This window comes from Terriglobales bacterium (assembly GCA_035624455.1).
Lineage (GTDB): Bacteria > Acidobacteriota > Terriglobia > Terriglobales > Acidobacteriaceae > DASPRM01.
In genome coordinates, this window is record DASPRM010000122.1 from 22,113 (window position 1) to 35,237 (window position 13,125).

Consider the following 13,125-nt stretch of genomic DNA (forward strand, 5'->3'; position numbering starts at 1 on the left):
TTAGCAGAAATGGCGATTCCAGGCGCGAGGGCGGTCTCAGACTACTGTTCTACGCTGCAGAAAGCAGACTTGAGGCTGCCCCACTCTAACCGTTCTTTGGCTAGGGTGGGGTAGTTCCACAATTCATCGTGCCCCAGGTTCTCCCCGTGCAGCTCGCGTCTAGTCGACGGATCTTGCGGTCCAAACCCCCCCGACTCGAGGTTACTTTTCAGCCTTGAACCTCCCGTTTACAGCTTATCCCCGGTTCTCTGGCGACTCCCCTCGCCGCAGCTTCTTCGACTCCGCCAGTAGACGAATACTGTGCATCAGGTTCTGAAAGGTTACGATGCCCACCAGCCGTCCCTCATCCACGATAGGAATCAGGCTCAATCCTCGGCGGCTCAGCTTGCGCAGCCCTGAAGCGAGAGATTCTGTGCGCTGCGCTGCTTCAAACATCCGATTCATCACCGTCTGCACGTAACCATTTCCCTGCGAGCGCAGCTCGGTCATGATCTTCTGGCGTGACACCACGCCCACCATGTCGCTGCCGCGGATGACAGGAAAATCATCCTGTAGCGTGTGCACCGCCTTCGCCAGCGCGTCTTCGAGGGTGTCGGCAGGCGAGAGAGTGGAAAAATCGGTCAGCATCACATCTTCCAGCCGCAGATTCTCCATTACCGACTGGAACAGGATGGAGCGCTCCTCTAGCTGTGCTGCCAGGAACAGGAAGAAGCCAGCCACCATCAGCCAGGTGTTCCAGATGCCCGCGAAGATGAACACCATCGCAAATAGCTGCCCTACGCTCACTGCTCGCCGCGTGGCTGGCACCAGGTTATTGTGTCTCGCCAGCCGCCCCCGCAGAATGCGTCCGCCGTCGGTGGGGTAGGCCGGAAGCAGATTGAACGCGCAGAGGAAGGCATTCACCCACACGAAACTGCGCAGCAGATTGCCGGCGTAGACGAGAGGCGGAGTCCACAACCTGGCGTCCGGCATTAACGCCAGCACGATGCTCGCGCCGACAAATGCCAGCAGCAAATTCGCCAGCGGTCCGGCCAGCGCAACCGGCAACTCGCCGCTTGGATCCTGCTGTTTTTGGTTGGCGTCATCGACCAGCGTGATCCCGCCTATAGGAAGCAGAATCAGCACTCGCGGAGGAAGGTTGCGGCGAATGGCGGCCAGCCCATGCGCCAGCTCGTGCACAACCACTGAACCCAAGACGATGGCGGTCAGCGCCAGGCTTCGGGCCACCCCTGAGCTGCGCAGAGTGGCCGCCTCGGTCATCCAGATGAACAGCAGAAGAAACAGGAAAGAAAGATGCACCCGCACATGGGCCCTTCCTATGTGCCCGATAGGAAAGGACCAGCTGCGCATGATGCCAGAGATCCACGTACCCATACCCTTCTATTTTATCGTGCGCTGTTCGCTTATCCCTTATTGGATCTGAATATCGAATCGCATGAGCAATAAAGGGGGGCCCCGTCCTTCTGCCGTCTTTTGGCGGAGGGTGGGATCGCCTATACACTTTGGCTCAATGCGCTCTTACGACCAATGCGGATAATCGGCGGGAAATATCGCAGCCGGCATCTGAAATCGCTGCCTGGCCTCGATCTGCGGCCGACCTCCGACCGGCTGCGTGAGACCCTGTTCAACGTCCTTACCGCCGGCAACTCGCAAGCCTTATCGGGCAGCACTTGGCTCGATCTCTACGCCGGCACTGGAGCGGTGGGGATCGAAGTTCTCAGCCGTGGCGCAGTTCAGGTCGTGTTTGTGGAGGACTCTAAGCAAGCCTCCAATCTGATTCGGCAGAATTTGCACGCACTGGGCATTCAGCATGGCTTCGAGATCCTGGATCAGGATGCGACAAAGGCGCTCCGCCGGCTGGAGGCGCGAGGCGCGCACTTTAGCTATTGTTTTCTAGACCCGCCCTATCGTTTGCGAGAGCAATACGCTCGCACTCTGGAAACGCTGTCGCAGAGTACGCTGATAACAGCTGAGAGCCTCGTGATTGCCGAACACGAAAAGAAGTTCGACCCCGGTGACGCCTTCGGATCGCTCCAGCGCGTTCGGCGGTTGGTCCAGGGAGACGCCGCGCTGAGCTTCTATCGTCGGACTTCAGGCTGAACTCGCGCTCACAAAGTCAGAATTGCCGAGTCCTCTTCTTCTTATGGCCACGATCTACACCATTGGGCATTCCACGCGAATTCTGGAGGATCTGATCGCCGCACTGGGTGCTCATGGTATTCAGACTCTGGTAGACATTCGGGCTTTCCCTATGTCTCGCCGGCTCCCGCACTTCAACCGCGAATCACTCGCCCAGGCGCTCCCCGCCGCCGGAATTGAGTACGCCTGGGAAAAGCGGTTGGGAGGGCGCCGCAAGAAAATTATGTCAGTCTCTCCGAATATGGCTCTGCGTAGCGACAGCTTTCGCAATTACGCCGACTACATGTTGACGCCTGATTTTCGCCAGGCGATCGACGACGTGATTTCCCGCGCCCAGCATGACCGTGTCGCCATCATGTGTGCGGAGCGGCTGTGGTTCCGCTGTCACCGCATGCTGGTATCGGATTGGCTGGTCGTGCACGGGCATACGGTGCTTCACATCGACGGCACTGGTCCAACCAAACCGCATCGGCTTACGGCGGAAGCCCGTTTGGAAGGCGATCAGCTCATGTATAGCGAAAGCTCCCTGTTCTGACGAGCTGAGATCGAGCCAACACTTCCCAAGTTGAGCGCTGAGCTGCAACAATCCGCCGAGCAGGATTCGGAAAAGATTTCCATGCAAATTATCGGATCGTCCAAGTTTGCGCATGGTTCCAACGCCACCATGGGTTACGATATAGCGCGCCCAAAATCAAGCTTCGCCGTTGCGTTTAGGACAGGATCGGCCCGCCCAGATGAAGGATTTCTACATTCGCGATGCCGCGCAGCAGGAGAACAAGACCATTACTTCCTGCTTCGTAGTTTGTTCCAAGCAGATCAAACCTAAAAAGTCCGGGGACCTTTTTATCGCCCTCACACTTGCTGACCGGACGGGTCAGCTCGAAGCCAAGGTCTGGGACAACGTACAGCTCTACCTTGATTGCTTTGAGCAGGACGATTTCATCAAGGTCAAAGGCCTGTTGAATAAGTACAACAACCACTTTCAGCTGACGATCCATAAACTCCGCCGGCTGGATGAAAACGAGATTGACTACGCCGACTACCTGCCCAAGACCGATAAGGACGTCGAGCAGTTGTGGGCTACGCTGGTGGATTATGTCGGCGGCTTCCGCAACCAGAATCTGAAAGCGCTGCTCCAAGCCTTCATCAACGACCCCGAGATCGCTCAGGCCTACAAGACTGCGCCTGCGGCCAAGACGCTCCATCACGCCTACATCGGCGGACTTCTGGTGCACGTGGTCTCGCTGTTTCAGTTGTGCGAGCTTGCCGCCCGAAATTATCCCCAGATCGATCGCGATCTCCTGCTCACCGGCGCCTTCCTCCACGACATTGGCAAGCTGCACGAGCTCTCCTATGCCCGTTCGTTCTCCTACACCACGCGCGGCCAGCTCCTGGGGCACATGATCATCGAACTGGAGATGCTGCAGTCCAAGCTCGAGCAGCTTCCCGGTTTCCCCCCTGAGCTCAAGACCTTGATCGAGCACATGATCATCAGCCACCATGGTCAGTACGAATTTGGATCCCCCAAGCTGCCGATGTTCCCCGAGGCGCTCATGCTCCATTACCTGGATGACCTGGATTCGAAAATGGAGAGCATGCGGGCGCAGTTCGAGCGCCAGGCTCTTAACGAGGACGCCTGGGCAGGCTACAACTCAGCTTTGGGACGACCACTGCTCGATCCCGCAAAGTTTCTCAATCCCAAGCCCGCGGATAATGGCAAGCATTCGGAAGTCGCGCAAACCGAGGCGCCGCAAGCCTGCCCTCAGGCCAAGGACAAGGACAACGACAACGGCACGGGGAAGGGCGCCAGGCAAACTGCTGAGCCAGGCACGCAGGAAGCTTGCGCAGCTGCGCCGGAAAATGCGACCAAGTAATAGTTGACGCTGGATGATAGCGATTCCGCACTACGTGAACCTTAGTTTGTCGTCACGAGGAGGGCGTCAGCCCGACGAGGGATCTGCAGTTGGTCTCTTTCAACCTTCAACACCAACATCAGGATTCAAGCAATTGCAGGTGCATAAGTCCCCAAGGGGAAACACCGTCCCTACTGCTAGACTGTCTCCATGCTCGACTTCTCGCGTTTCGAGTGTCTCACGTTTGACTGCTACGGAACCATTGTCGATTGGGAAACCGGCATTCTGGCCGCCTTACGTCCGATCCTGAGCGCTCATCGTCGAAATCTGACGGATGCCGGCATCCTGGAACTTTACGGCGCTCTCGAGTCGCAGGAAGAGCAGGGAGAATACAAGACCTACCGCGAAGTGCTTCGCTCCGTCACGGAGAAGTTTGCCGCCCGGCTGGCTTGTTCACTCGATGCCTCCGAACTTGACGCTTTGCCCCGCTCGCTTCCTGACTGGCCTCCGTACGCCGACAGCGTTCCCGCACTCAGGCAGCTCAAATCGCGTTACCAGCTCGCAATCATCTCGAACACAGATGACGACCTTTTTGCCGGAACTGCGCGCCATCTTGATGTCGCCTTCGATCACGTCATCACAGCCCAGCAGGCGCGGGCCTATAAGCCATCGCCAAAAATATTTGAGCTCGCGCTGAAAACAGAACGCATCGGCCTTCCCCGCGATCGAATTCTTCATATTGGCCAGAGCGTCTGGCACGACGTAATACCAGCGAAATCCCTGGGACTCGCCACCGTGTGGGTCAATCGACGGCCAGGCACAACTCTCTTTGGCAGCCGTCCGGCCCCGTCACAGGCTCCAGACCTGGAGGTCAAAGACCTGAAGACGCTCGCTGCAATGGCAGTCGGCGAGCAGGCTGCCTGAAGCCGAAGTCAGCCACCGGCGCACGCCATCGGCTGCATCGGATACAATTCGGTCGGGGAAGTCATTACTATCCCAATCTGCTGAAAATGCTGCGTTTCTCGACAGCGGGAGAATCTCACGGCGAGGCCCTGATCGCGCTTCTGTCGGGCATCCCGGCCGGGCTGGCCGTTGACCTTGCCTTCATTGATCGCGACCTCTGGCGCCGCCAGCAAGGCTACGGCCGCGGCGGACGCATGCGCATCGAGCGCGACTGCGCCCACATTCTCTCCGGTGTGCGTCATGGGCACACCATCGCCTCTCCGATTGCCATCCTGATCGAAAATCGTGACTGGAAAAACTGGACTGATGCCTTGCCGGTCACGCCTGGAGACCCCGCTCAACACAAACGCGTCGCTTCTCCGCGTCCCGGCCACGCCGACCTTGCGGGTGCGCTCAAATATAACTTCCCCGAAGCCCGCTATGTCCTGGAGCGTGCCTCGGCGCGGGAATCAGCCGCCCGGGTCGCGGTGGGTGCGATTGCCAAACTCTTTTTACGCGAATTGGGCATCGAAGTACTTAGTCACGTTGTCGCCGTGGGGAATGCCATTCTCGCCAATGACGTCGGCTGGGAGGAGATTCGCGCTCTATACGGCAAAGACGAGGTGTTGCTTAACTGCGCCGACCCCGATGCCGAGCAGCGGATGAAATCCGAGGTCGACGCGGTTCTGAAGACCGGTGATTCCGTAGGCGGCGTCTTTGAGGTGCGCGCCCACAACGTTCCCCCCGGTCTCGGCACTTACATCAATTGGGATGAGCGGCTCGATGCCCTCCTGGCGGCCGCGGTCATGTCGCTACAGGCGGTAAAAGCAGTGGAGATCGGCTCTGGAGTGACCGCGGCTGCTTCCCCCGGCTCCGCCGTGCATGATGAAATAGGTTACAGAGGCGGAACGGAAGAGAACGCGGGCGGAAATTTCACCGGCTTCACCCGCAGCTCCAATCGCGCCGGCGGAATTGAAGGCGGCGTTTCCAATGGCGAGGACATCATCGTTCGCGGCTACCTCAAGCCGATTTCCACGCTGCGACGGCCACTGGCCTCGGTGGATTTCGCCACTCGGGAACCGGTAAAAGCGGCTTACGAGCGCTCTGACGTGTGTGTTGTTCCGGCGGCGGGCGTTGGGGCTGAGGCCATGGTCGCCCTCGTGCTGGCGCGCTGCGCCTTGGAAAAATTCGGCGGCGATTCCATGCAAGAAACCTTGCGTAATTTCGAAGCCTACAAGCAACAGCTGCGAAAATTCTGAATGATTCACCCCATCGTTAAATTTGGCGATCCGGTTCTGGAAAAACCCGCGGCTCCGGTTACCGTTTTCGACGGCGATCTTAAGAAGCTGATTGAAGAGATGTTCGAGTCCATGTACGCCGCGCACGGCGTCGGCCTCGCGGCTCCGCAGATCGGTATCTCCAAGCGTGTTGCCGTAATCGATGTGACTTTCAAGGAAGACCCCGAGGCCAGGCTGGTGCTCGTGAACCCGGAAATCATTCACACCGAAGGCCGCATAACCCAGAACGAGGGCTGCCTCAGCATTCCTGAGTTTCGCGAGAACGTGACTCGCGCACGCTCCTGCACCGTGCGCGCCCAGGATATTACAGGCCAGTGGTTCGAGCGCACGGGAGAAGACCTTCTGGCGCGTGCCCTGCAGCACGAAACCGATCATCTCAACGGCAAGCTCTATATCCATCGCATCAGCGCGCTGAAACGCGATCTGATCCGGCGCAAGATTCGCAAATTGGAAAAAGCCGGCGAGTGGAAATAGGCTCCATTTCCGGGTTCATCTTCCTCGCGGCCATCTACAATCAACCATGATGGATCTAGTCTTCTGCGGCACCCCGCAATTCGCCGTACCTACGCTGCGCGCGCTTCTGGACCACGGTTTCAGCATTCGTCTGGTGGTCACGCAGCCAGACCGTCCCAGCGGCCGTGGGTTGGAGCTCTCGTCTTCGCCGGTGAAACAGCTTGCACTCGAGCGGGGCCTTCCAATCACGCAGCCGGACAGAATCAAGAACAATCAGGAATTTCGCGCCCAGCTCGACTCCATCCAGCCTGCGGCGATTGTGGTGGTGGGCTACGGCCGCATCATCCCGCAATGGATGATCGACCTCCCTCCACTCGGCAATATCAATCTGCATGCTTCGCTCCTGCCTAAATACCGGGGAGCCGCGCCCATCCAATGGGCAATCGCTATGGGCGAGACCGTCGCCGGTGTAACCACCATGCGCATCGATGCAGGTCTTGATACGGGCGACATTTTGCTTCAACGCCAATTGCCCATCGCACCCGAAGACACCGCCGTCACACTCGCTCCGCGTCTCGCCGAAATCGGAGCCGAGCTGATGGTCGAAACCCTGCCTGCCCTGGAGCAGGGCAAAATCCAACCACATCCGCAGGATCACTCGCAATCCAGTCTGGCGCCGATCCTGAAAAAGGAAGACGGACTCATTGATTTCCAGATGACGGCAACCGAGATCTGCAATCGCCTGCGCGGATTCCAGCCCTGGCCGGGTATTTTCACCATCTTTCGCGGTAAGCATCTCACCATCACGGCAGCAAGGCCATTAGCAAAGGCGTCAGTCGAACTCGAGCCCGCACTGCTCAAGCTCGAATCAGACCGTCTGCTGGTGGGATGTGGAGGATCAACAGCGATAGAACTGCTTGAGGTTCAGCCCGAAGGCAAGAAGCGCATGTCGATTAAGGATTTCATCAATGGTTATCGTCCCAAACCAGCCGAGAAATTGGGTCAGCCGGCGACAGAATCTGCGCCCGCAAAAACCCAAGCCTGAATTCTGACATGCCACACGCTCAGCGCCTCTCTTACACGGCGGATCGCAGATCGGGTCCTCAAAATTGTTAAGCCCGGCCCGATCTGCGGCATTCGATATCCTGCTCAAGGTTGAGCAGCAGAAGGCCTACGCGTCCGAGCTGCTGAATTCTGCGCGTCTCGCCCACCTCTCTTCTGCGGACCGCGCCCTATGCACAGAGCTGGTGATGGGAGTGCTCCGCTGGCAGTCCCGGCTCGACCACACATTGGCTGATCTGGTCTCCAAGCCGGTCGCGAAACTCGACCCCGAGGTGTTGCTGGCGTTGCGCCTGGCTGTGTATCAGATCATGTTTTTACAACGCATTCCTGCCCACGCTTCGGTGAACGATAGCGTGGAGCTGGTTAAGCGGAAACGTAAGCGCTCAGCTGCGCCATTCGTAAATGCCGTTCTGCGCAAGCTCGCAGCCAACCCGATCTCCGCCGAACCAGTGCTGGCTCCTGGGCCAACGACCGTCCCCGATCTTGTTCAAATTTACGCTCATCCTCTCTGGCTGGTCGACCGCTGGGCGGTCCGCTATGGCTTGGAACGAGCTGCCGCCATCTGCGCCTACGATCAGAAGGTGCCGCCCACATCTATTCGATTGCTCGATCCTTCGGCTGAGCGTGAGCTGATGGGGGCGGGCATTGAGATTTCGCCGGGGCTTCTGATGCAATCCGCACGTCGCATCGTCGCCGGCGATGTCACCTCGACCACGGCTTTCCGTGACGGTCGCATCACGATACAGGATGAAGGCTCACAGCTCGTCGCTCACGTGGTCGCGGCCGGAAATCGCATCCTGGATTGCTGCGCCGCGCCCGGAGGCAAGACAATTCTGCTGGCTGCCCGCAACCCCAACGCTCAAGTGATCGCCGCCGAGTTGCATCCCCAGCGGGCCTCCGCCATGCAGGCGCGAGTAGCCCATTTGTCTTCCTCGCTCGCAGTCCGCGACCGCATCCGAATCGTTGCGGCCGATGTTACCCGGCTGCCTTTTGCAACTTCTTTCGACAGCATTCTTGCAGACGTCCCATGTTCTGGCACCGGCACGCTGGCCCGCCATCCTGAAATAAAGTGGCGTCTCACCCTCGACGATCTTGCCGATCTCCACTCCCGCCAAATTTCCATTCTCACCTCGGCACTGGATCGGCTTTCGCCCGGCGGGTGCCTGCTCTACTGCAGCTGTTCCCTGGAGCCGGAAGAGAATGAGGAAGTCGTGCGTGAGGTCCTGCGGCAGAAACCGGACTTCCGGCTTGTCGATTGCAAGCCAGAGCTGACGCGCCTGCGCCAATCCGGTGAGCTGATCTGGCCTGACCTCGACTCGCTGCTCGATGGCTCCTCTGTAAGAACATTTCCCGGAATCCATCCCTGCGATGGCTTTTTCGCCGCAATGATAATGATGCCAAGTGTCCGCCAGCGCTAAACCACAGACGATCATGCTGAGCGAAGCGACGCATCTGTGCTTTTATCCGGCGCCGACATTCTGTTTCCCTCGCCGCCTGAACTCGAGCAAGCCCAAACAAAAGGGCGCCAAACCGACCGACTACCCGAGGAAGAAATCCATTGCCTCAGCGACTGACTTCCAGGGTGACACTCGAGCCGGCAAAAACCTTCTGTCCTGCCGGCGGGTATTGCTTGATCACCATGGTAGGAGCCGCAATCGGCTCGGGAGCAGGCTCGGGAAAGATTTGCTGCCCGATTGCGTCCGCACCACTCACCTTACCCAGTTTCAGTCCCCCGGCCTCGATCGCGGCCGCCGCTTCCACCAGCGGACGCCCCACGAAATTCGGCATCACCAGCGCCTCCGGCAGCTCTGGAGCGCCGACCAGCAGGCTTACTTTGGGCGACGCTACCTGCGCGTTCGCCGCTGGACTCTGTGCTGCTATTTCGTCCGGCGAAATGCCGGGCAAAGCGATCACCGCTACAGTTCCCAATTCCAGCCCGCGCTGCCTTAGATTGAGCTCCGCCGCGCGCATGCTTTCTCCCACCACATCGGGGATAGTAGACCGTTGCGGGCCCAGACTCACTGCTAGCTGTACCCGCCAGCCCCGCCGCACTTTGCTTCCTGCTGGCGGTACCTGCGACATAATCTGTCCCTCCGCCACATCTGGACTGTAGAATTTCCCCTCCATCTGCAGCAGTAATCCTTTCGCTTGCGCCGCGCGTTCTGCTTCCTTGGAAGCCATGCGCACGAAGTTGGGCACGCTGACTTCTCCACCGTGGATGGCCAGGCGCATCGCCGTAAGTGCGGAGAGCACGGCTACCGAGATCAGCACAAGCCCCAGCGGGACAATCTGCAGTAATCGTCGCATCGGAGGAGAAGCCGATTGTATCGTGCCAGCATGAAAGCGGTTGGTGATTGGCTGAGGGGCATGATGAAATACTGTTTAGGCACAGCAGGATTTTTTCAGCTGCTGCAGCGAACTGGAGAATGAACACGAATCTTACGGAGCAGGCTGCTCTCTTTCGCAAACTCCCGTCGGTGGATGAACTGCTGCGCCACCCGGAGATAGCGACTCTGGTCGCCCGTGAGGGCCACGCCGCGGTAACCGAGGCCTCCCGGACAGTGCTCGCCAAGTTGCGCGAGGAGATCTCGGCTGGCCGCCTCGATCAGGCTACGGTTGACCTTGCACTCACGGGTGTAGCTGCAGCCGTCGAACGCCAGTTACGGCAGTCGCTTCGTCAGTCTCTTCGCCCCGTGATCAATGCCACCGGGGTGATTCTGCACACCAATCTTGGACGTGCGCCATTGTCGCAAGCTGCGCTGGAAAACATCCAGCAGACAGCGAGAACCTACTCCAATCTTGAATTCAACCTCGAGGCGGGAGAGCGTGGCAAGCGCGACGTCCACGCAGATCGACTGTTTGCGCGCTTGCTGGCGGCAGGAAGCACTGCCGCACCCATCTCCACCATTGTGGTCAACAACAATGCCGCTGCCGTATTTCTTGCCCTTAACACGCTGGCCGACGGATTCGAGGTCATTGTTTCGCGGGGTGAGTTGGTTGAGATCGGAGGCTCCTTTCGCATTCCCGACGTGATGGCAAAATCGCACGCCGTCCTGAAAGAAGTCGGGACCACGAATCGTACGCGCATTTCGGATTATGAGCGCGCCATCGGTGAACGCACTCGCCTGCTTCTGCGTGTCCACCGATCAAATTTTCAGATCACTGGCTTCACCGAACAGCCCGCCCTGGAAGAGCTGGTTGCGCTGGGACGCAGCCATGGCATCCCCGTGATGGAGGACCTGGGCAGTGGCGCGCTGTTTGACCTTCGCTCCGTCGGAATCCAGGGCGAGCCTGGCGTAACCGAGAGTCTTCAGGCAGGCATCGACATTCTGACTTATAGCGGTGACAAGCTGCTCGGCGGGCCACAGGCCGGAATCATCAGCGGCCGGAAGGATCTGGTCGCGCGCATCCGCTCTAATCCCCTGTTCCGCGCTTTGCGTGTCGACAAGCTTACGTACGCCGCCCTGGAAGCCACCCTGCTCGCATACCTGCGCCAGGATTACGATGCCATCCCCGCCATTCGCCTGATGCGTGTGCCGCTGGCGGATATCGCCCGTCGAATCGAAGTCGTCCTCACTCTGCTCAAACCTTCCGCGCCCAGCCTGACGGCGGAAACGATCGATGGGGAGTCGGTGGTCGGTGGCGGCGCCGCGCCCGCTTCCACTCTGCCCACCCGCCTTCTGGCTATTGCTTTGACGAGCATGAGCGCGGGGGATCTGGCATCACGTCTGCGCCTCAATGATCCACCCATCATTGCCCGGGTTGACGAAGGTCGCCTGCTCATCGATCTGCGCACAGTTTTCCCCGAGCAGGACCAAGCCCTCTCTCAAGCACTCATTGACATCGCGAGAACTTGAGCCGTTTTGGGCGTGAGGGGAAGTCCCCAGATCCGGGGTCCCCGACGAGACCATTATCCGCTCCTTGGGGTGTGAGGCGAAATCCCGAGCGCAACGAAGAATTCTTTTTGCTGCCGCAAACGAAAAGGGCTGCTTTTCGCAGCCCTTAGTCGCGCGATCAGAGAAGCTACTTACCGCGGCCAGACGTGATAGCGTTGCCAGTACTCCTGCCGCCAACGCCAATCGTCACGATCATGGTGACGCCAGTAATCGCGGTCATGGTCGTAGTTGTAACGCCGCCATTCCTCGCGCTCCTGGCGATGCCGCCAATCGTCTCGGTCATACACACGATGACGATGGTCCCAATCGTGATCATGATCCTCGGCAAATGCCGCGCCACTTAAACTGAGCATCACGCCCAGCAGACCCAGTACTGCCCACCTCCTGATCGACTTGAATTTCGTAATCATCGGGCCCTCCAATCCTCGACCCTGCGGCGCATCCGCCGCTTTATGTCAATACAAACCCCAAACTGGGCAGATAGTTTCCGCGCTGCAAATCACTGATCGCAGGGGGAATGGGGAGTCTTACACTTTCAATGATTGTCATCACGAGTAAGCGAATAGCGAGCGCGGGATCTGCAGTTCGAAGTCAATATCCACTGGAAGACCTGCTATCCTGCCCTCCATGGAATCGAATTTCCATGAACACAGAATTACCCAGCTGAACCATGTGCGCAGCTGCACCACTTGCAAGGCGAAAATCGGCGGCGGAGTTTTTCTGATCGCGCTGTTGGCGTATTGGTTTTTCCTGAGGTAAGCCCTTCCGGCCCAAGCCCACCACGGCAAAGATAGGAAGGAACACGAGACCAACTTGGCGACCACTGGGCTGCAGCAGCGCGGAAATAGCTGAGGAGGTGAACGTGGACTCTTGCGGCCGACTACTGATTCTTGAGGGCTAAAGTAATTAAGGGTCCCAAGGTTTTCTGTCAGGCTCGTTCTTCTCGGCCAGCCGCTCGCTTTAGACCCTCGCTCACCTCTGCCTGACCCCTGTTGCCAGTATGATCACGCCGATTTCGCTTGGGCTCCGGGCTCACCACCAACCGGATAAACCAGCTCGACTCCTCGGGACCCTATCCTGCTCTTGACTACGTCTCTCATTCTCCTCAACCAGCGCTTTGCTAAAGACCGTCGCTTAACCTTCCCATCCCCAGTCTCGAGAACCAAAAACGGGTGACTAAGCTTCAGCCCCGGTACGCCGCACCAACCGGGAAAATTCAGAGGCTGTCAAAGAACGATTGTCTTTTTACTCTCCCCTGCTTTTCCGTCAAGAATGAATCTGCCCCTTTTATGTAGTTTGTTTTCAACCAAGTGCAGCTCATCCACAGCCCGCTGCCCCAAACTGGGGCAAACCCAGAATTTCATTCTGGGCAAAAGCCGCTCTTGGCGCATGTTTTGCTTATATGAGCTACCTCCCAACCGCATATTCCCTATCCGGGAACCCACTCTCAATGTGCAAAACCCAGCAGAATCCGCACTGGAT

General features: G+C 58.5%; 12 protein-coding genes. 9 read left to right on the forward strand and 3 right to left on the reverse strand.

Annotated features, from left to right (window positions below):
- Nucleotides 1-234: 234 nt before the first annotated feature.
- Complete coding sequence (locus VEG30_13620) at nt 235-1,350, reverse strand: site-2 protease family protein (GenBank protein ID HXZ80963.1); 1,116 nt, start codon at nt 1,348-1,350, stop codon at nt 235-237.
- 177 nt (nt 1,351-1,527) lie between these two features.
- Here VEG30_13620 and rsmD point away from each other — a divergent pair, with 177 nt between their 5' ends.
- From rsmD to rsmB, 8 genes are all read left to right on the forward strand, one after another.
- A complete protein-coding gene (gene rsmD / locus VEG30_13625; protein HXZ80964.1) occupies nt 1,528-2,100 on the forward strand; it encodes a 16S rRNA (guanine(966)-N(2))-methyltransferase RsmD in 573 nt (190 codons plus the stop codon).
- A gap of 43 nt (nt 2,101-2,143) precedes the next feature.
- The gene (locus VEG30_13630) at nt 2,144-2,674 is read left to right on the forward strand and encodes a DUF488 domain-containing protein (GenBank protein HXZ80965.1); all 531 of its coding nucleotides are present in this window, start codon (nt 2,144-2,146) and stop codon (nt 2,672-2,674) included.
- A gap of 199 nt (nt 2,675-2,873) precedes the next feature.
- Nucleotides 2,874-4,013, forward strand: coding sequence for an HD domain-containing protein (locus VEG30_13635; protein HXZ80966.1), 1,140 nt, complete (start codon nt 2,874-2,876; stop codon nt 4,011-4,013).
- A 189-nt stretch (nt 4,014-4,202) separates the two neighbouring features.
- Nucleotides 4,203-4,916 carry a haloacid dehalogenase type II gene (locus tag VEG30_13640; protein HXZ80967.1) on the forward strand — a complete coding sequence of 238 codons (714 nt, stop codon included), beginning with the start codon at nt 4,203-4,205 and terminating at the stop codon, nt 4,914-4,916.
- 86 nt (nt 4,917-5,002) lie between these two features.
- On the forward strand, nt 5,003-6,193 hold the full coding sequence (gene aroC / locus VEG30_13645; protein ID HXZ80968.1) for a chorismate synthase: 1,191 nt from the start codon (nt 5,003-5,005) through the stop codon (nt 6,191-6,193).
- Nucleotides 6,194-6,706, forward strand: coding sequence for a peptide deformylase (gene def / locus VEG30_13650; GenBank protein ID HXZ80969.1), 513 nt, complete (start codon nt 6,194-6,196; stop codon nt 6,704-6,706).
- Between the two features lie 46 nt (nt 6,707-6,752).
- Nucleotides 6,753-7,730, forward strand: coding sequence for a methionyl-tRNA formyltransferase (gene fmt, locus VEG30_13655; GenBank protein HXZ80970.1), 978 nt, complete (start codon nt 6,753-6,755; stop codon nt 7,728-7,730).
- A gap of 64 nt (nt 7,731-7,794) precedes the next feature.
- The gene (rsmB, locus tag VEG30_13660) at nt 7,795-9,165 is read left to right on the forward strand and encodes a 16S rRNA (cytosine(967)-C(5))-methyltransferase RsmB (GenBank protein HXZ80971.1); all 1,371 of its coding nucleotides are present in this window, start codon (nt 7,795-7,797) and stop codon (nt 9,163-9,165) included.
- Between the two features lie 145 nt (nt 9,166-9,310).
- Here rsmB and VEG30_13665 read toward each other — a convergent pair whose 3' ends face one another.
- Nucleotides 9,311-10,054, reverse strand: coding sequence for a PASTA domain-containing protein (locus VEG30_13665; protein HXZ80972.1), 744 nt, complete (start codon nt 10,052-10,054; stop codon nt 9,311-9,313).
- Between the two features lie 119 nt (nt 10,055-10,173).
- Between VEG30_13665 and selA the strand changes: the two genes are divergently transcribed.
- Nucleotides 10,174-11,604, forward strand: a complete 1,431-nt coding sequence (gene selA / locus VEG30_13670) for an L-seryl-tRNA(Sec) selenium transferase (protein HXZ80973.1) — start codon at nt 10,174-10,176, stop codon at nt 11,602-11,604.
- A 170-nt stretch (nt 11,605-11,774) separates the two neighbouring features.
- Here selA and VEG30_13675 read toward each other — a convergent pair whose 3' ends face one another.
- Entirely contained in the window at nt 11,775-12,053 is a 279-nt protein-coding gene (locus VEG30_13675; GenBank protein HXZ80974.1) for a hypothetical protein, read from the reverse strand.
- Between the last annotated feature and the right edge of the window lie 1,072 nt (nt 12,054-13,125).

What these genes read in the sequence shown, in the direction of transcription:
- VEG30_13620 (HXZ80963.1), bottom strand. Translation starts at nt 1,350, where the DNA reads ATGCGCAGCTGGTCCTTTCCTATCGGGCACATAGGAAGGGCCCATGTG.
- rsmD (HXZ80964.1), top strand. Translation starts at nt 1,528, where the DNA reads ATGCGGATAATCGGCGGGAAATATCGCAGCCGGCATCTGAAATCGCTG.
- VEG30_13630 (HXZ80965.1), top strand. Translation starts at nt 2,144, where the DNA reads ATGGCCACGATCTACACCATTGGGCATTCCACGCGAATTCTGGAGGAT.
- VEG30_13635 (HXZ80966.1), top strand. Translation starts at nt 2,874, where the DNA reads ATGAAGGATTTCTACATTCGCGATGCCGCGCAGCAGGAGAACAAGACC.
- VEG30_13640 (HXZ80967.1), top strand. Translation starts at nt 4,203, where the DNA reads ATGCTCGACTTCTCGCGTTTCGAGTGTCTCACGTTTGACTGCTACGGA.
- aroC (HXZ80968.1), top strand. Translation starts at nt 5,003, where the DNA reads ATGCTGCGTTTCTCGACAGCGGGAGAATCTCACGGCGAGGCCCTGATC.
- def (HXZ80969.1), top strand. Translation starts at nt 6,194, where the DNA reads ATGATTCACCCCATCGTTAAATTTGGCGATCCGGTTCTGGAAAAACCC.
- fmt (HXZ80970.1), top strand. Translation starts at nt 6,753, where the DNA reads ATGATGGATCTAGTCTTCTGCGGCACCCCGCAATTCGCCGTACCTACG.
- VEG30_13665 (HXZ80972.1), bottom strand. Translation starts at nt 10,054, where the DNA reads ATGCGACGATTACTGCAGATTGTCCCGCTGGGGCTTGTGCTGATCTCG.
- selA (HXZ80973.1), top strand. Translation starts at nt 10,174, where the DNA reads ATGAACACGAATCTTACGGAGCAGGCTGCTCTCTTTCGCAAACTCCCG.
- VEG30_13675 (HXZ80974.1), bottom strand. Translation starts at nt 12,053, where the DNA reads ATGATTACGAAATTCAAGTCGATCAGGAGGTGGGCAGTACTGGGTCTG.